A 19,011-nucleotide genomic window follows, 5' to 3' on the forward strand; every position below is an offset into this window, starting at 1 on the left:
CTGATCTTTTTATAAAAGATACGTACAACTAAAATTCACTTCAATATACTATACCTACCTTTTTGACTTCCAAATCATCTTATTACATAAGGAGATGAACATATGAATCAATATATACGATACACACTAGCTGTCCTATTTGCGATCGTCGGCGGCGTGATCTGTTTCTGGACAAACACAGAGCTTGGAGAGAATATCATTTTTAATGGAATCGAAACCCTTGTAAGCGCTTCAATTTTAGGCGGATACATTTTCTTCCTCTTCAATCCAGAAGAAAATGCTCAAAAAACAATGTTATTAACAATGATCGGAATCGTTGGTGGATGTATTTCCTACTCAATGACAAACTATACATTACCACTTCAATTAAGCTCAGCTTTCTTCCACGGTCTATGGACTTGGTTTATCGCATTCTGCCTAGCAGACGTATTCAATCTATTACAGGACACTGAAGAAGAAAATGGTCGTCAAATTGAAAGTAACTCGTAAGCTGGAAGATATTCTTCCAGCTTTTTTGTTTACTGTTCTTTCCTGTTCTTTCCTGTTCATACCCCATCACCAAAATAAAAAGAAGTTACCTCCACGGCAACTTCTTTCCCATATACCCCACTTAGTATTCAATTAAATATATCAACGATTTTTAAAATATATCCATCGTTTCTCCACTTATATCAGCGATTTTTTCATTATATCGACGGTTCGACACTCAAAACGCACAACATGCCTATCCCCCAAGTAACTTACTGCCGAACTCAACGATTAAAAAGATAATTAATAGGATCGCGAGTACCTTTAATGCTACATACGCCACTTTAAAAACAGCATAAATGAGCAAGACTATCAAAATAATCGATAAAATTTCCATATGTATCTCCTCCTATCTCTTTTATTCTACCTGTACTTCGTTTTTTATGAAATCGAATAAGATGACATATAAAAAAGAGGATACCTCACCCATCGTAAGATACCCTCGCCTGTAGCTGCTCAAACCATTCTCTCTCTACTTGTAAATATCCCATTCCACTCTTCTCAGCACTCTCCAATTCTTTATCAGCTTTCTTCATATAAAAGCGGGAAGCTTCCATATCGTCCTCTAAATATTTAATAATTCCTTGTGTACGGTAATATCCGTTTAAATCCATTTTGGTAATGGCCTTTGCATGTTCCTTTGCTTCTTGCAGAGAAAGGCTATCCATCTGATAAAGAGCTTTATATAAAAGATACCAACTATGAAAACTACCAACGAAAAATCTATTTTCCTTCGTTACAGATAGCTGAACAATTTGTTCTATATACGGTATCGCTCTTTCTATTCCCTTTTGATCAGCTCGGGCATAAAAGACGAGCATAAGTCCGCTCATTATCTCTCTTATACTTTTATCCTCTTTTAATTTTTCCTCACTAAGTTCTACTAATCTCTCATCCCAATCTTTCGGTCTTTTATAACTAAATAACTCACTCGATATTTGAATCGTATATAAATGTTGCTTAGCTTTTTCATCATCTTTAATTAAAATGAGAAATTGCATGCCATCACTCAGAAGCGTTCCTTTTATCGGCACGATTGTAACTGCAAAAATCACAAAGTGGAAAACGGAAAAATATAAAAGATATTGATAATAGCTCACCATGTATATGTAACCTGAAGTAATACCGAATAATAAACTCATAATTGGTCCGCCTAAAGTCATCCACGCCCATTTCTTTGAAAGGTTCGGTGTCTCTATAGAAGACGGTGCTAACATCACCACGCCACCAAAGTACGCCCATAATTTATTTTCTCGAATGCGTAATTTCCCCTTTTCTTTTTGAACAGTGATAGGTCCTACTGTCATAAATTTAAAATTCAAACCACCTATCAAACCAAATACTATGTGCCCTAGCTCATGAATGGCTAACACTAATAATACAATTCCAAATACTGCCCATATATTCAACATTACTTCTAATTTCCCAGTTCGAATTACTCCGTATAAAATGGACAGAACTAGCGCCGCCGTCATGGAACCAGCTGGCCTTCTTAAAATATCCACCTTTTTCTCCCCTTAATAAATCATTTTCCTCTGCATTTCGTACATGAATTTTCCGAGATGCAATATCCAAATAAATGAGATTAAGCCAATTAATACAAAATCGATATCACTAGCCGCTGTATATATAACGGCAGCCCACCATACATATGCCAATATTGTATTCGTAAATTCATATGCTTTATATCCAGCCTCATGCACAATGTGCTTTAATCCTTCATCTGCGTTTTTCGTCCACATTTTCATAGATTCCATATATGTTACACCTTGTTCAGGATATAGCTTATTATAACGATTTTTTGTTATGAGCCCGATAACCACTACAATAGTTAAACAGACAATAGAAGCTACTAAATTCCACACTGCAAATGACACATTTGTATCCTGTAACAGTGCACGTCTACATGTAATAACTGCATATACAAACCATGCCTGCGTAACTATATCACCTACACGTAAATATATACTTATAATGCCTAATTTTCTGCCTTGTACGCTCTCTTCTTCATCGCGTGCCTCCGCTAACATACGTGTATTCTTCCAAGTGTAGTACATCATTAAGATTCCAAAAATAGTACATACACCTATAAATGTATTAGATGATAATTTTCTCGGTTCATTCGAGAGTAAATTTAAAGCTATATAAGATGTTAAAAAGCCACCCATCATACTTAATGCTATTTTCCCCACAAAATCAAATTGTTTTTTTCGTTTACTCTTCATCTTCATCGTCCTCTTCCCCCTCCACCAACATAAATATCTCCTCCACCGGCGCTCCAAAAATTTGTGCGATTTTTAGCGATAACACAATAGATGGTGCATAATCTCCGCGCTCAATTAAACTAATGGTTTGCCGTGATGAGCCAATCGCTTTCCCTAAATCCCCTTGTGATAAACGATGCTTTGCTCGGAATTCCCTCACTCGATTTTGAAGCTTCATGTCTTCCCTCTTTTTCATTTATTTAATTAAAATTGTAAATAATATCCTTATCTTTGTCAATTATAATTGTCATTTTGACTTATATACATGTCAAAAACGAATATATATTATACTAAACATAACGTATATAATAATCTTCAAGAACTACATAATTGAGGTCAACGTAAACTTCCTTATTACTGAAAATAGCACCTACCAAGGTTATAGCACTGGCTTTTCTAGTGAATTTAATAAATATGAACCCCTTTCCGAACTAAGCGACGATACGTATGAACTTTCACCTAATAGAACGGGAACGTATTATATACCAGCCACCGGTTACGGTATCGATGGAAAAATAAAAGCAAACTGGAAAATACAATAAAAAAGGCAGTGCTTTTGCACTGCCTCCCTAAAATCTGACATAGAATGGATTCCATATTAACTTGCGTTTTGTAAAAATACTCGTTTTAGTTGCTTGCGGAAACGAACGCTTAACGTAATTGCTACAATGACAATCGCTCCGAAAATGATTTTGCCGATATGATCTCCCAGTAATCCGAAAATATCATGTAAGTTACCACCTAACCAGTAGCCGCCAATTAAGAAGAACGATACCCAGAATAAAGCACCTGAATAAATTGTAATCGCAAAGCGGCGAAACGGTAAGTTAATGATACCTGCAAAGTATCCTGTAAAATGACGTACACCAGGAATGAAGAAGCCAATAAAGATAAGGAAATATCCGTATTTATCGAACCACATTCTCGTTAAATCAATTTTTCTTTGTGTTAAAAATACGTACTTCCCGTATTTTTGAACAAAAGGCATACCAAGCTTATTCCCTAAAAAGTATTGAATCGTCATTCCTACACTTGTCCCAATAAAGGATAGGATAATTAAAATAGGTAAACTTAGATCACCCTTCTGTGCTAAAAACCCCGCATATGCTAATGTTGGCTCTCCCGGAAACGGAAGTGCAATATATTCTAACAGCAAGCCTACAAGTACTACATAATACCCATATTGCTGAAATAATTCATGAACCCATTCCATGTCATCTCCCCTTTCATTCACGTACAACTTGTTACTATTATTGTATAAAAAAATTGTCGAAATAACTATCACAATAGCTTACATTTTTATTACATTTTTGTAAGGCTCATTCTAAAGTTTTTTGTTCTCTATTTACTTATATCTATTAGCATTTAAAAACAAGCTAACAACTATATATCACGCGAAGGAAATCCATTAATATACATATTTTTCATCCAGTTTTTAACACTCGAAAACCACCTTATTTTGTTCTCAATAAAAAACCACCACAAACTCATACTAACTTCATATTAGCTTCATATACGTATTGTAAGATTATATCGGAATTTGTTGAAAAATTTAACTAATATATGACTAAGCATTAAATTGAATAAATATAAGTAGTTTTTCGAAATTGAAAAAAGGGTGAATAAGAAATGGAAGCTTATAAAATGCACGATTTTATTAATACAAATGTTGAATCTCATCAAAATGAAACCGTTTTTAATTTACACATATGTGAAACAAGTGAATTTGACGTAAGTTTAACAAAATCTACAACACTGTCTTTTATCGTTTCAAAAAAGAACATTAAGATTGTTACGAAAAAATGGATTAATTCAAATCAAGAAAGCATGATTGGTAAAAGTTACATCATTCCAACGAAAGCTTTCCACTACTTCTTACCAATTATTTCTGAAACTGAAGATGAGCTAAATATTCAAGTTCAAAGTTTTGGACTACATGGTGAACTTTTATTAAATGAAAGATTACTTATTGATAAAAACAACAAATGTAATACAAAGATTACTACCTTCTTTGAAACATTAGATGAAAATGTAAATAAAGTATTACGAGGATTGCAAATTCACTGTATGTAAGACTATTACAATAGTAAAAAGGAGAATATAATGAAAAAACTATTATTAAGCGCACTATTATCATTAGGATTTTTAACTATTCCATTCACAAATGCTGAGGCAGCTACAACAAAAGATCAGCTTATCGTGAATACGCAGTTAAATAAAATGGATTATTATCAAAACGGACAATTTATAAAGAGTTTTACTGTCGCTACTGGAAAAGCAGCCACACCTACGCCTAAAGGTACTTTTCAAATCGTTAATAAAATTAAAAACCGTCCTTACTATACAGGAAAAATTAAAGGCGGCGATCCACGTAATCCACTTGGTGACCGTTGGCTCGGACTAAACATGGCAGGAACTTACGGAACAACTTATGCGATTCATGGTACTAACAATAATCAAGCAATCGGCAAATGGACAACACTTGGTTGTATTCGTATGTATAACAATGATATACACTGGTTATTTGAGCGTATTCAGCAGCAAGCTACCGTCACTGTAAAATAACCTAAAAACAAGATTTATGTGTAGCCAAGAATTTTATATCTTGGCTTATTTTATTTATTCATTTACAGTAGCAAAACAACTGTATTTGCATATATAATAAGAATAGGTTTCGTTAAACAACATCAAAACATTGATAAACATGGATATTAAAATTATACAGTTATAATATTTTATAAATTTTACAATACATACTATAATAGAACTAATGTAATTCTGAAATATTCAGTTTCTCTAAACCATTCCCCTTGCTACTTTCATGATGACTTTATAGCGGGGGCTTATTATATGTATAAACAATTTGAGTTATCCAAAAAATGATGAATTCGAATATTGCAGTAAAAAGCGTTATTTAGGAGGTGTTACTATGACGCATATACTGGTGATTGAAGACAACCCAGATATACAAGAACTGATTCGTGAATTTCTAATGGCACAAAACTTTACTGTTGATGTCGTTGGCGCCGGAACAGAAGGCATTCTTCTTTTCCAAAAAAATTCATACGATCTTGTCCTCCTTGATGTGATGTTACCAGATATAGATGGCTATAGTATTTGTAAAATTATGCGAGGACAATCTGATGTACCGATCATTATGTTAACAGGCTTACATAATGAAGAAAGTGAAATTAAAGGATTTGAGTTAGGTATTGATGACTATATTACGAAACCGTTCCATTACACCGTATTTATTAAACGTGTAGAGGCTGTATTAAGAAGGGCAGCAACGAAGGAAGCAGAAGCTGCAACTATACTACAATTCCATGAATTGATGTTAAATTCTACAGCCTATGCCGCTTATGTTCATGGTAATCAAATTGAATTGACAACAAAAGAATTTGAAATTTTATATACTTTACTGCAAAATCGGGGAAAAGTATTATCAAGAAGTGATTTGTTGAATAAGGTATGGGGCTATGAACATTATGGTGATGTAAGAGTTATAGATACACATATTAAAAACTTAAGAAAAAAATTAGGGATTCCTTATATTAAAACGGTGAAAGGCATTGGCTACAAAATCGAATCGTAGTACAGACAACATCACCAAAAATATTTTCATCAAAACCTTATTATTTTGTATTCTTTTATCACTTTGTCTTTATCAAATTATTTATTTTCTAGCTTCAAACTACGATAAAGAACGTTTTGCAAAAGAAAATGGAGCGCTGTCTACAGAACAAGCGGATTCAGACAAACAAAACGACCAAAGTAAAACGAATCAAAGTAAGGCTGTTTCAGAGAGTATGATTTCCAATTTCCAATCTTCTATTATAGATTATAAAGCACTCTCTACAGCCATAAATCACCTTTTGCAGCCTAGCCAAACTGTAAAAGCAAAAGAACATACCCAAAGTATTGCGGGGAAAAACAGCACTTCTGCTTCACTTACAGAAACGGAAAAGCAAGTCGCTACTAATGATGCCTTACATAAACAAAATGCAGCAAATAACACAAATGATACACAAGATTATCCAAAATTAGCAGATGCACTGCAGCAATTAGCTCCACATATTGGTGCGACAATGCTTGCATTATCTTTACTCGGATCTTTAATTTATACAAAACTAATCGCCAAACCTTTTCAATTTATGAGCGATGCTTTAAAAGATATTATGAATCTTGATTTCTCAGATAAAAAGCTACTTAACAAAAATACAGACCAAACCGATTTTAATTTACAAGTAGCTGCTTCACAGGTCCCAAATATTGTGAAGAATTTACATGCAAGCAATCAAGATTTAAGAAATGAGCTCAAAAAGGAACAACAGTTAGAACAATCTCGTAAAGAATTTATTTCTATGGTATCCCATGAATTAAAAACACCAATCGCGGCAGTTATGGGACAACTCGATGGCATGATTCACGGAATTGGTGCTTATAAAGATAGAGATAAATATTTAAAACGCTCTTATGAGATGATGCAAGATATTAACATATTAACGGAAAAGATGTCAGAATTATCCAAAATACAAAACCCTCAATTTAAACCTGATTTAAAAGTTATCTCATTAACTAATATTATTGAGGATGTTATGAAGAAAGTAGATTACTTTGTATCTGTAAAGCAATTAAATGTTCAATCTAACATTAAGCAAGATGTACAAATTTTAGCTGATCCTAAATTTATTCAAACTGCTATTTTTAACATTATTTCAAATGCAATTCATTACACAATTGACCATCAGCATGTATATATAAAGCTTTATGAAAAGCCAAACGGTTATGCATTAGAAGTATTAAATACAGGTTCACAAATTGATGAGGATAAACTCGCCCATTTATTTGAGCCATTCTATCGCGCAAACCCTGGCAAACACGGATTAGTACAAGGTAGTGGCCTTGGGCTATATATTGTAAAACAAATATTAGATAAGCATCAGTTTCCTTATGGGATACAAAACACACCTCAAGGTGTAAAATGTTCTATTTTATTCCCAAAAGCAATGTAAAAAACCTACTACAATTTCATACCCCAAATTCATACTTCGTATGAATGGCGGAATTTTGTAGAGTATCTTACTCTGTTTCGTTCGCCCGTTATCCTTATTTGGATAGCGGGCGTTTTTTATTATTTAAAAGGAGGATTTTCATGGAGAAATTTAAGTATTTATTACTTGTTTTATTCGGAGCTTGTAGCTACGGCGTACTTTCAACTATTTTCAAACTCGGATTCATTGATGGATTTTCAGCACATCAACTATTAGGAGGACAATATGTCTTCGGATGGATCGGGCTTCTTCTGCTCGTTCTTTTCGTTTCACGTCATAAAGTAACAAAAAAGCAATTCTTTTCTTTACTAACAGTTGGCACAACAATGAGTATGACTGGTATCTTCTACGCTATTTCTGTAGAAGAACTACCAGCCTCTATCGCTGTTGTCCTACTCTTCCAATTCACATGGATTGGTGTCGTTATAGAAGCAATCGCTAATCGAACATTACCAAGCCGTGAGAAAGTTATATCTATCATTATTTTATTTACTGGAACATTGTTTGCAGGCGGTGTCTTTGAAGGTCTCGGACAAAACTTTTCCACGAAAGGTATTATCTTCGGTCTATTAGCTGCCGTCTCTTTCTCATTCTATGTATTTGTAAGCGGGCGCGTTGCTACAGATGTTCCGCCTTATACGAAAAGCTTTCTTATGACAACGAGTGCTACTCTTATTGTATGCTTATTTTTCCCGCCTACCTTTTTAACGGACGGCGCTTTACAAGCAGGCCTATGGAAATATGCTTTCTTCCTTGGACTGTTCGGGGTTATTATACCTGTCATTTGTTTTTCAATTGGGGTACCAAAAGTCGGAACGGGACTTGGTACAATATTAGGTGCAGCTGAATTACCAACAGCAATTATCGCTTCTATTACACTTGTTCATGAAGTTGTATCGCCAATGCAGTGGATTGGGATTGTGGTTATATTACTCGGTATTTTCACACCACAACTACTTACTGCTAGGAAAGAAAAAAAACATAATCGTGTTCATAGTGCGTGACAACATCAACTTGTATATAAATGTGAATAAAGTTACGATATGTTAAACTTTATTACTACCTTCAAAATAACATATGATATTGCGGCTATTATTCTCGTAATCCTTGCTGTGCTTTTCTTTTTGAAAGATAAGAAAGAGGGTTATACAGCATAACAAAAGACCTTTCATTTATTTGAAAGGTCTTTTCCTTATATTTCACTTTACCGCTCCATATAACTTCTCTACCTCATGTTCAATTTGTTTTACATCGATTCGCTCAAATAATGGCTGCACATTATCAATTCGGTTTGGCAACGTATTTTGAGGTTCCCAATTTACTTTAACACTCGATAATGTATTTCTAACTCTTTCACTTGAAAACGGTAAAAATGGTTCAAGCAGTTGTGCAAAGTTTGCTATTAGGTAAACACAATTATAAATTGTTTCCTCACATGAAACTGGGTCGTCTTCTCTTTGTTTCCAAGGCTGCTTTTCATCAAAGTATTTATTTGCAAAGCGTACTGCATCAAATATTGTTTCTAGTGCCACCTTAAATTTAGTTTGTTCAATCGCCTCTCCTACACTTTTATATAATCCTTCTACTTTATCTTTCAGCTCTACATCAATACTTCCCTTCGATACAGTACCACCATAATATTTTTCAATAAACTTTAATGTCCGGTTCACAAAGTTCCCGTATGCACCTAACAATTCACTATTATGACTGTAAATGAATTCATGCCATGAAAAATCAGTATCACGATTTTCTGGTGCGTTAACTGTTAAAAAGTAACGAATAGAATCTGGATTGTAGCGTTCTAATATGTCAGGCACCCATACTGCCCAGTTTTTACTTTTCGATAATTTTCTTTTTTCTACTGTTAAATACTCATTCGAAACGATATGACGCGGGATCGCTTCTTCTCCTATTCCAAGTAATACCGCTGGCCAAATGATTGAATGAAACGGAATATTATCCTTACCATGTACATAATATGTTTTCGCTTCTTTATCCCAAAACTCTTGATCATCTTTCCCTGTTTCTTCAGTCCAGCGTTTACTCGCCGAATAATATCCTGTCACTGCTTCAATCCATACGTAAATTTTCTTATCTTCATATCCTGCCACTGGAATTGGTACCCCAATTGGTAAATCACGTGACACTGCCCTATCTTGTAATCCTTCCTTTAAATATCTCTCTGTTAATTGAATTGCATTGTCGCGCCATGTTCCTTTCTGCTTTGCAATTTCTACGACCTCTTTAATTTGCTGCTGAAATTTATGCAATGCAAAATAGAAATGCTCTGTTCCCTGTACTGATGGCGTACTACCACATAACTTACATTTCTTTTCTAACAAATCGAGTGGATCTAAAATAGCGGAACAAGCATCGCATTGATCGCCCCTTGCTGCTTCATGACAATGCGGACAAATACCTTCTACATATCGATCCGGTAAAAATTGCGTACACGTTTCGCAATAAGCTTGTTCAACTACTTTTTTATAAATATAACCTTCTTCTAATAGTCGCAAAAAGACTTTTTGAACAGTTTCATGATGATGCTCGCTATCTGTACGTGTATAGCAATCATAGGTAAAACCAAGGCTACGAAAACATCGCTCAAACTCTTCGTGATACTTATCAGCAATTTCTTTCACCGTCACACCGTCTTGCTTTGCTCTAATTGTAATCGGTGTTCCATTACAATCACTTCCTGAAACATACAACACATGCTCACCTTTTGCCCTGTAATAACGTGCTAAAATATCTCCTGGTAACAAACTAGCAATGTGTCCAAGGTGTAACGAACCATTTGCATACGGCCAAGCGCCTCCAATAAAAATACTCATCTTATATTCCTCCTTTAAAATATAAAAAGCCCCGCCCTTATCTTAAAAAAGATAAGGGCGGGGCTGTATAAACAGTCGCGGTACCACCTTATTTCGTCAGTCATTCGCATAACTAACCTTAACAAGTACGGAGCTATATGCTCTTATACTGTGGTTTTGATAACGAGTACCAACTCTCGTCGCCGCCTACTATTATCATTTGATAAGTTCAGGACGAAGCTCAAAGGCCATTGTTCAAAATGAATATTCTTGCTTCTTCTCAGCTACCGAAGCTCTCTGGAAAGAATGGTTCCATTCTACTTTTCCTTTTCAACGCTTTTATGTATAAAACTTATTTTACGACTTAAAAACAGAAAAATCAAACTTTTATTCAAAAAAACAGGAAATCCTACTCATTCACCGAATAACTATACGTTCACAAAAGGAGTGATAAAATTGAATCAAAAACAACTAAGTACTATTAATGAAAAAAGCTGGAACGCAGCTGCTTATGAAGCTTGGACAAATCGCCACGGGGCGCCAGAGGATTATGCGAAAAAGCTCATGGAAGATCCCGTGCGCGAGGTAAATCATTATTTACCTTACATACAATCTCCAAAAGGAAAGCGTATTATTAATTTACTCGGATCAAAAGGAAATAAAGCAGTTGCTCTTGCTCTTTTAGGAGCCGATGTAACAGTTGTAGACATTTCAGCAAGTAATGAAAAATACGCAACCGAACTAGCCGAAGCTGCTGGTGTCTCTATTCAATATATCATTTCCGATGTACTAGATTTAAATCTATCCCAATCATTTGATATCGTGTTACTGGAACTTGGCGTGCTCCATTACTTTTTAGACTTAAAGCCACTATTTCATATAATCTCTCACTTACTAAAACAAGATGGGACCTTTATACTACGTGACTATCATCCCGTTTATACAAAATTATTAGGAGTAGATCATCCATCATTTCGAGCAAATGGAAATTATTTCGACGAGGAACTTATTGAAGATGACGTAGCTTATAGTACTCTCCTTACGGGATCACAGAAATACGCTTTACCGAGAACAAAAATTAGGCGCTGGACACTAGGAGAAATAATTACATCAATGGCAGAAACAAATTTCAAGGTTGAAAAATTGATTGAAGAACACGGATCTCATCAAAAGTGGGTTTTCCCTTCTACTGCACCAGAGGGAATTGAAGAGCGTATACCTGGTCTATATACATTAATTGCGACAACATGCAAAAAAGGATCCCTTCACGGATAGGATCCTTTTTTTGCATGCTTACGCATATAAGTTGAGGTTGGAGATTACCATAATTCTGTAGAATAGGACACAAGATATTTCAACATTCGTCTCTGACTTACGTCGTCAAAAAGGGGTATGACCAACATAACGAAGAGTAATGTTCAGTTGATAGTGATAATCGTTATCAACTAATTAGAAGTATACAGGATGTTATTTCAAATTACAATACCATTTCTGATTTTTATTTATGAATTTTTTGATATACAAATGTATACATTTTAAGAACATTTACTCACATTAATCTGCCATATTCCATTATCTGCTATAATTTTCACTGAACAGATTAATAACTTCATAATAATGTTTTTATTAATTCCGTTTTTTATATTTATAAATCATAATAAACAGTTTCAAAAAGGTAGGGGTAACGATGAAATATATTAGTATTCGAAAAAAACTTCTGTTCACACTCTTAAGCATTTCTTCTTTATTTAGCATTGCTCTTATTGTTATTCTTTCGTTCGCCATGAGCCAAGCAAGTGAAATCGAAACATTAAAAAATGATGTATCAAAAAGAGCAACGATTTTAAAAGAACGTGGCGATTGGTTCCAAGCGCAGGTCGCTGGTTTACAAGAATATTTACTATCACATGACCAAAAAGGATTGGATAAATTCAACCGAGAAGGAAAAAAACTAGCTGATACTAGGGAGAAAGTAACAAGTGATAAAAAACTCCCAGAAGGAATGAAAGAGGCCATTTTAATGGGAGCAAAATGGCGCAGCGTCGTAGATAATGAAGTCCTCCCTCTTGCACGGGAAGGAAAATGGGATGAAGCATCCAAAATTGCTCTTGCTCAAACAGATTATGTAAATGACCTTTTAAGTCGTTTTACTAAATATGCAAATGAAGAAAATGACAAACGGGACGTATTAATTGCTGACGTAGAGTCTTCTTCATCCCTTATTCAATATATTATTTTCTTCTCACTCATTACATGTACATTAACGTCTATTCTATTGGCATGGTGGTTCTCTGGTAAACTCGTTAAACCGATTCGACAAATTGATGCGAAGTTAAAAGAATTAGCTTCTCAAGATGGCGATTTAACCGCTAGATTACACGTAACGAGTAAAGATGAAATTGGTGACATCGCAAATTCCTTTAATCAAATGCTTGCTAACTTACAGCGTATAATAAAGCAAGTTCAACAAACATCAACAAGTGTAAAAGAAGCTTCTGAAAATGTATTTATCGAAACAACTGCTTCTATGGAAAATACCGCAAAAACTAAAGAGACTATGAATGCTCTTGAGCACAATATTCGTTCACAAGTTTCTAGCATTGAAGAAAGTTCAACCGCAATGGATGATATGGCAACGAGTGTTCAGCGCATTGCACAAGCTGCCTCTTCTGCCGCTAGCCTAGCTGTTACAACTTCTGAAAAAGCAGATGATGGAAATAAAGTCATTGAAAAATCTATTACACAAATGCATACAATTAACGAAGCTGTTAACGCTACATCACAAGTGGTAGAGCGACTCATTACACATACGAATCATATTGATACTGCACTTCAATCTATTTCTAATATTGCCGAGCAGACGAATTTGCTCGCTTTAAATGCTTCTATTGAAGCGGCCCGTGCTGGTGAACATGGAAAAGGATTCGCTGTTGTTGCCGATGAAGTACGGAAACTTGCTGAACAATCTCAGCTAGCAGCAAATGACATTAACCATTTACTTCATCAAATTCAAGCGGACACAAAAATAGCAAATGACATGATGACACAAGGTCAGTCAGAAGCTTCTGAAGGAATTACAGTCATTCGTACCGCTGGATCTTCATTCTCAGAAATTGTTAATCACATTAACAATTTCTCTACACAAATACAAGAAATGTCTGCAACTGCTGAAGAAATGGCCGCAAGTTCTGAAGAAATGAATGCAGCTTTAAATAATATCGCTTCTATTTCAAATGAAGTTGCTGCCGAAACATCGAAAACAGCAACTTCAGCTGGTGACCAAGTAAACAAAATGAGTGTCGTTGCTAAAAAATCATCAGAAATGAAAACAATTGTGCAAAAACTTGAAGTGCTCGTTTCTCATTTCAAAACAAATAGTTAAAATGAAAATTTCATTTATACTTCTACGAACTCTAAATTGTTAGAAAGAGCGATTTAGAGTCTCTCTTTTTTCACGCTAAAATATCTCTTTCTATCTCCCATTCTGTCTGCTATAATTCCTAAAGGAAAGAAGAAAGCTTTATTCCAGATGGAGTAAAGCTTTCTTTCAATTTTTTACATTAATTAATTAATTCTAATACTAAGATTTTACAAGGAGGATTTTTATCATATGAATTTTATTAGCATTCGAAAAAAACTAATGTTCATGATGGGAATGATTTGCGCTTTATTCGGCATCGCCTTAGCTTTTATTTTATTCTTTACCACGGATCAGTCTCATAAAGCTGAAACATTACAAAAAGAAATTTCTCCTCTTGCAACAGAATTGAAAGAGCGCGGAGACGCTTATCAAGTACAACTTTCTGCTTTAAGAGGTTATTTACTACAACATGATCAAGTCGAATTAGACAAGTTTAATGAGATGAGTAAACGTCTTGAAGATACAAAAGGGCGACTTCTTTCTAACCCTAACACTTCTCAGTCCGTGAAAAGCACAATGGAATTAGGATCCACTTGGAGAAAGTTCATTGAAGAGAAAGTATTCACTCTTGCAAAAGAACAAAAATGGGAAGAAGCTTTACAAGTAGCTTCTACAGAGAATGGCACTGTTTATAAAGTAATCGGTGATTTCACAAATTACAGTAATGAACAAGCTAAATTACGTGAACAATCTATTGAAAAAATTGATCAATCTTCACTACGAATTGAATATGTTGTCTTCTTATCACTTGTTATTTGTATTGTAACTGCAATTATTCTTGCATGGTGGTTCTCTGGTAAGCTTGTAAAACCAATTCAACAAATTGATACTAAACTAAAAGAATTAGCCTCTCAAGAAGGCGACTTAACAGCCCGTCTACAAGTAAATAGCAATGATGAAATCGGTGCTATTGCCACATCATTTAATAAAATGTTAGAAAACTTGCAGCATATCATTAATCGTGTTCAAAAAACATCTGTAGAAGTACAAACAGCTTCTGAAAATATGCTAGAAAAGACTAATACATCACGCGAGGCAACAATAAGAGTTCAAAGCTCGATGTCCAACTTAAATTCAAGTATTCAATCGCAAACTTCTAGTATGGAAGAAAGCTCGACTGCGATGGATGATATGGCAATAAGTGTTCAACGTATTGCAGAATCAGCTTCGTCTGTAGCCGAACTAGCTGTAGCCACGTCAGAACACGCTAACGACGGAAGTACTGTAATCCAAAAATCTATTTCACAAATGACCACGATACACGAAGCTGTGAATTCTACATCAGAAGTAGTCGAACGTCTAATCACTCATACAAAATATATTGATACAGCTGTACAATCTATTTCTAATATCGCTGAACAAACAAATCTACTTGCTTTAAATGCTTCTATTGAAGCTGCTCGTGCCGGTGAACAAGGAAAAGGATTTGTGTCGTAGCTGATGAAGTTCGTAAACTTGCTGAACAATCAAAAACAGCAGCAACAGATATTAACCAATTGCTGCACCAAATTCAAAATGATACTGAAACTGCTAGCTCTATAATGTCTCAAGGGCGTTCTGAAGCATTTGAAGGTATTAACGTCATTCGTGAAGCGGGCTCTTCCTTCACAACAATCGTCGGTCAAGTGAATACAGTGTCTACTCAAATCCAAGATATATCAGCAACTGCTGAAGAAATGGCTGCAAGCGCTGAAGAAATGAACGCTTCACTTAATAACATCGCTTCTATTTCAAATGAAGTATCTAGTGAAACAGCCGCAACGGCACAATCTGCTGAACAGAAAGTCATCGTGATGAATGAAATGACTCTCACTGCAAAACAAATGAAACAAACAGTTGAAGAATTAGATCAGCTTGTATCTCATTTTAAAACTGAATAGCTTTTCAAAAAAATATTCCTCTCTCAGGGAGGAATATTTTTTTGAGCTCATTTCCTGCACTTATCCCGCATATCCGTTATAATGAGAACCGATATCATTAATATTTAGGGGGTGCTACACATGTCACAACAAGCATTTGAAGAAAAGTTATATGCAAACTTAGAAGCTGTTATTGACCCTGAGCTAGGTGTTGATATTATCAATCTTGGATTAGTTTATGACGTTACAGCAGATGAAAATAATAATGCTGTCATTACAATGACGATGACTTCTATCGGTTGTCCAATGGCTGGCCAAATCGTATCAGACGTTAAAAAAGTATTATCAACGAACGTACCTGAAGTAAATGAAATAGAAGTAAACGTTGTATGGAATCCGCCATGGACGAAAGAACGTATGTCGCGTATGGCGAAAATCGCACTAGGTATTCGTGATTAAATAAGGAAAAGACCTGACAATCCAGTCAGGTCTTTTTTCTCTTATTATTTTACTCCTACAGCGTCATAAGCTTTCGTTACAGCTTGTACCTCTTTAGAGTTTTTACCGAATAAATCTTCTGCTGATTGAAGTGCAGCTTGGCGCATCATTTTGAAATCAGAGTTTGCAGTTAAATATTTTGTAAGAGCACGATAGTAAATTTTTTCTGTCGCTTCACGGCCCACTCCAGTTACTTTCACATTGTAATGCGTGCCGCCCTCAGACACTAAATACGCCGCCTTATTGTTAATACTACTGTTAATATGAACGCCGCCATTATCAGCTGTTCCAGTATAACGTTTATTATAGTGATCTGGGTAACCTTCACCTGGTTTTAATGGGTTTGGAATAGATGCTGGATCCTTTAGAGAACGAAGTGCATCTCCAGGTTTACCAGGTGTATAAATATCAGCACCTAAATCCCAGCTCTTCTTCTCAACCATGACGCCCATAATATCAGATAACGATTCATTTAACGCTCCTGATTCATTTTTATATACAAGGTTTGCTGTATGTTCAGTTACAGCATGCGTTAATTCGTGACCGATAACATCTAGTCCAGCAGATAATGGAATGAATGTCTTACCATCGCCATCACCATACATCATCTGAACACCGTTCCAAGCTGCGTTATTCCAAGATTCACCTACGTGAACAGTAGAAATAAGTCTCGCACCTTTATCATCGAAAGAGTTACGGTTAAATGTCTTTTTATAATAATCATATACTTTTCCTGCATTCACATGCGCATCAACTGCCGCTTTATCCTCGAAGAACTTAGATTTACTTACAACTTCTTCTCCTGTATATCCAAGAATTTGTGAGAATAAATTAAACCAGTTTTCATCCATATTCTCTGCATCAAATGTATGGACACCTTGTCCTCGTTTACCATCAAATAAGTTGAACGCTCCTGTTTTCGTATCTTGAGCAATTTCAAATGATTGTCTAGCACCTAATACTCCGTAACCAAATCCAGTAATGTTATCTACAGCATTATATTTCTCAATAACATTTCCATTTGTTGCATCAACAAAGTAATGCCAATATCCTGGAGCTGGTTTCGAAACCGACGCTTTTACAAGATATGCAAGATAGTATTGACCATCTTTTTCATACACATATAAATCTTTTTTCACACCATCATAATTCTTTACTTTGCCAATTTCTTTCTCAATATTAGCTTTTGCAATCGTTTCTGCTTGTTCCGCACTAATACTTGCAGATGCAGGAATATTTTTATTATCTAAATTCGGAATAACTTGTCCGAAAAATGCTTTTACATTATTCTCTTTATCAAGCGTAACTGTTTGATCTGAACCATACACAGGAATGTTATTATGCTTCTCAACTAACTTCACATGTGTTGTACCAGAATCAGCATCTTTTTCTTCGCCAACGATATTGAAATGTTTGTCAATATTTCCCGCTAGTTTAAACATATCCTTTTTACTCTCTAAATATTGAAAGACCGTCTCTTTTTTATCTAGTCCTTCCGGCGCTTTCCATTCTTCACCTATGTAAGCTGGTGTTTTAAACTCTTGGTGATACTGGATTTTTTGCTCTTCTGCTTTCGTCGTAGTTGCTCCAAATGCCCCAAACCCACTTGCGATAACAGTTAATGCTAATGCTGATGAAATTACTTGCTTTTTCAATCTAACACTCCCCATTTCCCTAAAAGTTTTTAACACTCTTATAAAATTCTGAATAACTTTCCTGATACCTTCTTCCAAAAATTGAGAAAGTTTTTTCTGTTAATTTAACTCACACAAAAAAGGATATCGTTTCCGATATCCTTTTTCCTATAACTTTTCATCTCGCTATTCACATACTTAAAACCGCCATGGGTTAAAGTTTCACTTTATTCCATTTTCATTTCAATCGCTAAGTAGTGAGAGTTTTCTTTCGCTTGAATACGAATATCTTCTTCTACAGCCTCGGCTGCATCACGCATTCCAAGTGTTTCACCGTTTACAACGCTGCTACCTTCAATTTGTACAAGGTACAATTGACGTCCTTCTTTAACAGGAAAATGAATTTCTTTACCAGCTTCTAATGATAAAGAATATAAATTTGCATCTTGATGAATATGAATTGGTGCATCTCCATCAGAAGGAGATACCATATGGAACCACTCATTTTCACGTTTACTCCAATCAAATTTAAACTCACCATAGTTTGGTTTATGACCGTCGCGGTCTGGTAAAATCCAAATTTGCAATAAACGTAATGTTTCACTTCCTAAGTTATGCTCACTGTGAAATACACCAGTACCTGCACTCATATATTGAACATGCCCACGCTCAATTGTCCCGCGGTTCCCCATACTATCTTCATGTGTTAATTCACCATCTATAACGTAAGAGATAATCTCCATATCACGGTGCGGATGCATATCAAAACCAGTTTGTGGCGCTATTAAATCATCATTCATAACACGTACTGCTCCAAAATTCATGTTGTTTGGATTATAATAATTTGCAAAGGAAAAATGAAAATGTGTATTTAACCACCCGTGATTTGCTCTTCCCATATTTTTATGATCAACTTTTCTAAACATATCCTTCACCTCAT

Annotated in this window: 17 protein-coding genes, 1 pseudogene and 1 other annotated feature; of the genes and pseudogenes, 10 read left to right on the top strand and 8 right to left on the bottom strand. The window is 35.2% G+C overall.

Features of this window, described 5'->3' with window-relative positions; all coding sequences use genetic code 11:
- The first annotated feature begins 102 nt into the window (after window positions 1–102).
- Window positions 103–489: a DUF3938 domain-containing protein gene (locus NSS97_RS25420; RefSeq protein ID WP_002034640.1), complete on the top strand. Its 387-nt coding sequence runs from the start codon at window positions 103–105 to the stop codon at window positions 487–489.
- A gap of 235 nt (window positions 490–724) precedes the next feature.
- Here NSS97_RS25420 and NSS97_RS25425 read toward each other — a convergent pair whose 3' ends face one another.
- The 5 genes from NSS97_RS25425 to NSS97_RS25445 all read right to left on the bottom strand — a co-directional run bounded on the left by NSS97_RS25425 (window position 725) and on the right by NSS97_RS25445 (window position 4,005).
- Window positions 725–865, bottom strand: a complete 141-nt coding sequence (locus NSS97_RS25425; RefSeq protein ID WP_080784442.1) for a DUF3985 family protein — start codon at window positions 863–865, stop codon at window positions 725–727.
- 85 nt (window positions 866–950) lie between these two features.
- Window positions 951–2,003, bottom strand: coding sequence for a site-2 protease family protein (locus NSS97_RS25430; protein WP_060749393.1), 1,053 nt, complete (start codon window positions 2,001–2,003; stop codon window positions 951–953).
- Window positions 2,004–2,045: 42 nt separating this feature from the next.
- Entirely contained in the window at window positions 2,046–2,753 is a 708-nt protein-coding gene (locus tag NSS97_RS25435; protein WP_033713416.1) for a DUF3169 family protein, read from the bottom strand.
- Complete coding sequence (locus NSS97_RS25440) at window positions 2,743–2,988, bottom strand: helix-turn-helix transcriptional regulator (protein ID WP_002067963.1); 246 nt, start codon at window positions 2,986–2,988, stop codon at window positions 2,743–2,745. Before NSS97_RS25440 ends, NSS97_RS25435 begins: the two co-directional genes overlap by 11 nt.
- Window positions 2,989–3,390: 402 nt before the next feature.
- Complete coding sequence (locus NSS97_RS25445) at window positions 3,391–4,005, bottom strand: DedA family protein (RefSeq protein WP_002129815.1); 615 nt, start codon at window positions 4,003–4,005, stop codon at window positions 3,391–3,393.
- A 416-nt stretch (window positions 4,006–4,421) separates the two neighbouring features.
- Here NSS97_RS25445 and NSS97_RS25450 point away from each other — a divergent pair, with 416 nt between their 5' ends.
- The 5 genes from NSS97_RS25450 (at window position 4,422) to NSS97_RS25470 (ending at window position 8,850) form a co-directional block, all read left to right on the top strand.
- Window positions 4,422–4,865 carry a DUF3978 family protein gene (locus tag NSS97_RS25450; RefSeq protein WP_044439243.1) on the top strand — a complete coding sequence of 148 codons (444 nt, stop codon included), beginning with the start codon at window positions 4,422–4,424 and terminating at the stop codon, window positions 4,863–4,865.
- Between the two features lie 30 nt (window positions 4,866–4,895).
- Window positions 4,896–5,357: a L,D-transpeptidase family protein gene (locus NSS97_RS25455; protein WP_107887256.1), complete on the top strand. Its 462-nt coding sequence runs from the start codon at window positions 4,896–4,898 to the stop codon at window positions 5,355–5,357.
- Window positions 5,358–5,721: 364 nt separating this feature from the next.
- The gene (locus tag NSS97_RS25460; protein ID WP_000148835.1) at window positions 5,722–6,387 is read left to right on the top strand and encodes a response regulator transcription factor; all 666 of its coding nucleotides are present in this window, start codon (window positions 5,722–5,724) and stop codon (window positions 6,385–6,387) included.
- Entirely contained in the window at window positions 6,365–7,807 is a 1,443-nt protein-coding gene (locus NSS97_RS25465) for a sensor histidine kinase (RefSeq protein ID WP_341114335.1), read from the top strand. Before NSS97_RS25460 ends, NSS97_RS25465 begins: the two co-directional genes overlap by 23 nt.
- 140 nt (window positions 7,808–7,947) lie before the next feature.
- Window positions 7,948–8,850, top strand: a complete 903-nt coding sequence (locus NSS97_RS25470) for an EamA family transporter (protein WP_107887254.1) — start codon at window positions 7,948–7,950, stop codon at window positions 8,848–8,850.
- Between the two features lie 195 nt (window positions 8,851–9,045).
- Here NSS97_RS25470 and metG read toward each other — a convergent pair whose 3' ends face one another.
- Window positions 9,046–10,680, bottom strand: coding sequence for a methionine--tRNA ligase (gene metG, locus NSS97_RS25475; protein WP_341114336.1), 1,635 nt, complete (start codon window positions 10,678–10,680; stop codon window positions 9,046–9,048).
- 50 nt (window positions 10,681–10,730) lie between these two features.
- Window positions 10,731–11,002 (bottom strand) — a binding site (T-box leader).
- Window positions 11,003–11,115: 113 nt separating this feature from the next.
- Here metG and NSS97_RS25480 point away from each other — a divergent pair.
- The 4 genes and pseudogenes from NSS97_RS25480 to NSS97_RS25495 all read left to right on the top strand — a co-directional run bounded on the left by NSS97_RS25480 (window position 11,116) and on the right by NSS97_RS25495 (window position 16,398).
- Complete coding sequence (locus NSS97_RS25480) at window positions 11,116–11,934, top strand: class I SAM-dependent methyltransferase (RefSeq protein WP_088040388.1); 819 nt, start codon at window positions 11,116–11,118, stop codon at window positions 11,932–11,934.
- 412 nt (window positions 11,935–12,346) lie between these two features.
- Window positions 12,347–14,041 (top strand): methyl-accepting chemotaxis protein, encoded by a 1,695-nt coding sequence (locus NSS97_RS25485; RefSeq protein WP_341114339.1) that lies wholly within the window; start codon window positions 12,347–12,349, stop codon window positions 14,039–14,041.
- A 228-nt stretch (window positions 14,042–14,269) separates the two neighbouring features.
- Window positions 14,270–15,960 (top strand): annotated as a pseudogene (locus NSS97_RS25490) (methyl-accepting chemotaxis protein).
- 120 nt (window positions 15,961–16,080) lie between these two features.
- Entirely contained in the window at window positions 16,081–16,398 is a 318-nt protein-coding gene (locus tag NSS97_RS25495) for a metal-sulfur cluster assembly factor (RefSeq protein ID WP_000082522.1), read from the top strand.
- Between the two features lie 44 nt (window positions 16,399–16,442).
- Here NSS97_RS25495 and NSS97_RS25500 read toward each other — a convergent pair whose 3' ends face one another.
- Complete coding sequence (locus NSS97_RS25500) at window positions 16,443–18,092, bottom strand: M4 family metallopeptidase (protein ID WP_131929177.1); 1,650 nt, start codon at window positions 18,090–18,092, stop codon at window positions 16,443–16,445.
- Window positions 18,093–18,298: 206 nt separating this feature from the next.
- On the bottom strand, window positions 18,299–18,997 hold the full coding sequence (locus NSS97_RS25505; protein WP_107887251.1) for a pirin family protein: 699 nt from the start codon (window positions 18,995–18,997) through the stop codon (window positions 18,299–18,301).
- Window positions 18,998–19,011: the final 14 nt, after the last annotated feature.

It is taken from the genome of Bacillus sp. FSL R12-0074 (assembly GCF_038005725.1).
Classification (GTDB): Bacteria; Bacillota; Bacilli; order Bacillales; family Bacillaceae_G; genus Bacillus_A; species Bacillus_A mycoides.

Bases quoted from the DNA above. Each gene is read 5' to 3' on its own strand.
- NSS97_RS25440 (WP_002067963.1), bottom strand. From the start codon at position 2,988: ATGAAAAAGAGGGAAGACATGAAGCTTCAAAATCGAGTGAGGGAATTC.
- NSS97_RS25430 (WP_060749393.1), bottom strand. From the start codon at position 2,003: ATGACGGCGGCGCTAGTTCTGTCCATTTTATACGGAGTAATTCGAACT.
- NSS97_RS25470 (WP_107887254.1), top strand. From the start codon at position 7,948: ATGGAGAAATTTAAGTATTTATTACTTGTTTTATTCGGAGCTTGTAGC.
- NSS97_RS25420 (WP_002034640.1), top strand. From the start codon at position 103: ATGAATCAATATATACGATACACACTAGCTGTCCTATTTGCGATCGTC.
- NSS97_RS25435 (WP_033713416.1), bottom strand. From the start codon at position 2,753: ATGAAGAGTAAACGAAAAAAACAATTTGATTTTGTGGGGAAAATAGCA.
- NSS97_RS25460 (WP_000148835.1), top strand. From the start codon at position 5,722: ATGACGCATATACTGGTGATTGAAGACAACCCAGATATACAAGAACTG.
- NSS97_RS25505 (WP_107887251.1), bottom strand. From the start codon at position 18,997: ATGTTTAGAAAAGTTGATCATAAAAATATGGGAAGAGCAAATCACGGG.
- NSS97_RS25455 (WP_107887256.1), top strand. From the start codon at position 4,896: ATGAAAAAACTATTATTAAGCGCACTATTATCATTAGGATTTTTAACT.
- NSS97_RS25425 (WP_080784442.1), bottom strand. From the start codon at position 865: ATGGAAATTTTATCGATTATTTTGATAGTCTTGCTCATTTATGCTGTT.
- NSS97_RS25450 (WP_044439243.1), top strand. From the start codon at position 4,422: ATGGAAGCTTATAAAATGCACGATTTTATTAATACAAATGTTGAATCT.
- NSS97_RS25485 (WP_341114339.1), top strand. From the start codon at position 12,347: ATGAAATATATTAGTATTCGAAAAAAACTTCTGTTCACACTCTTAAGC.
- metG (WP_341114336.1), bottom strand. From the start codon at position 10,680: ATGAGTATTTTTATTGGAGGCGCTTGGCCGTATGCAAATGGTTCGTTA.
- NSS97_RS25495 (WP_000082522.1), top strand. From the start codon at position 16,081: ATGTCACAACAAGCATTTGAAGAAAAGTTATATGCAAACTTAGAAGCT.
- NSS97_RS25445 (WP_002129815.1), bottom strand. From the start codon at position 4,005: ATGGAATGGGTTCATGAATTATTTCAGCAATATGGGTATTATGTAGTA.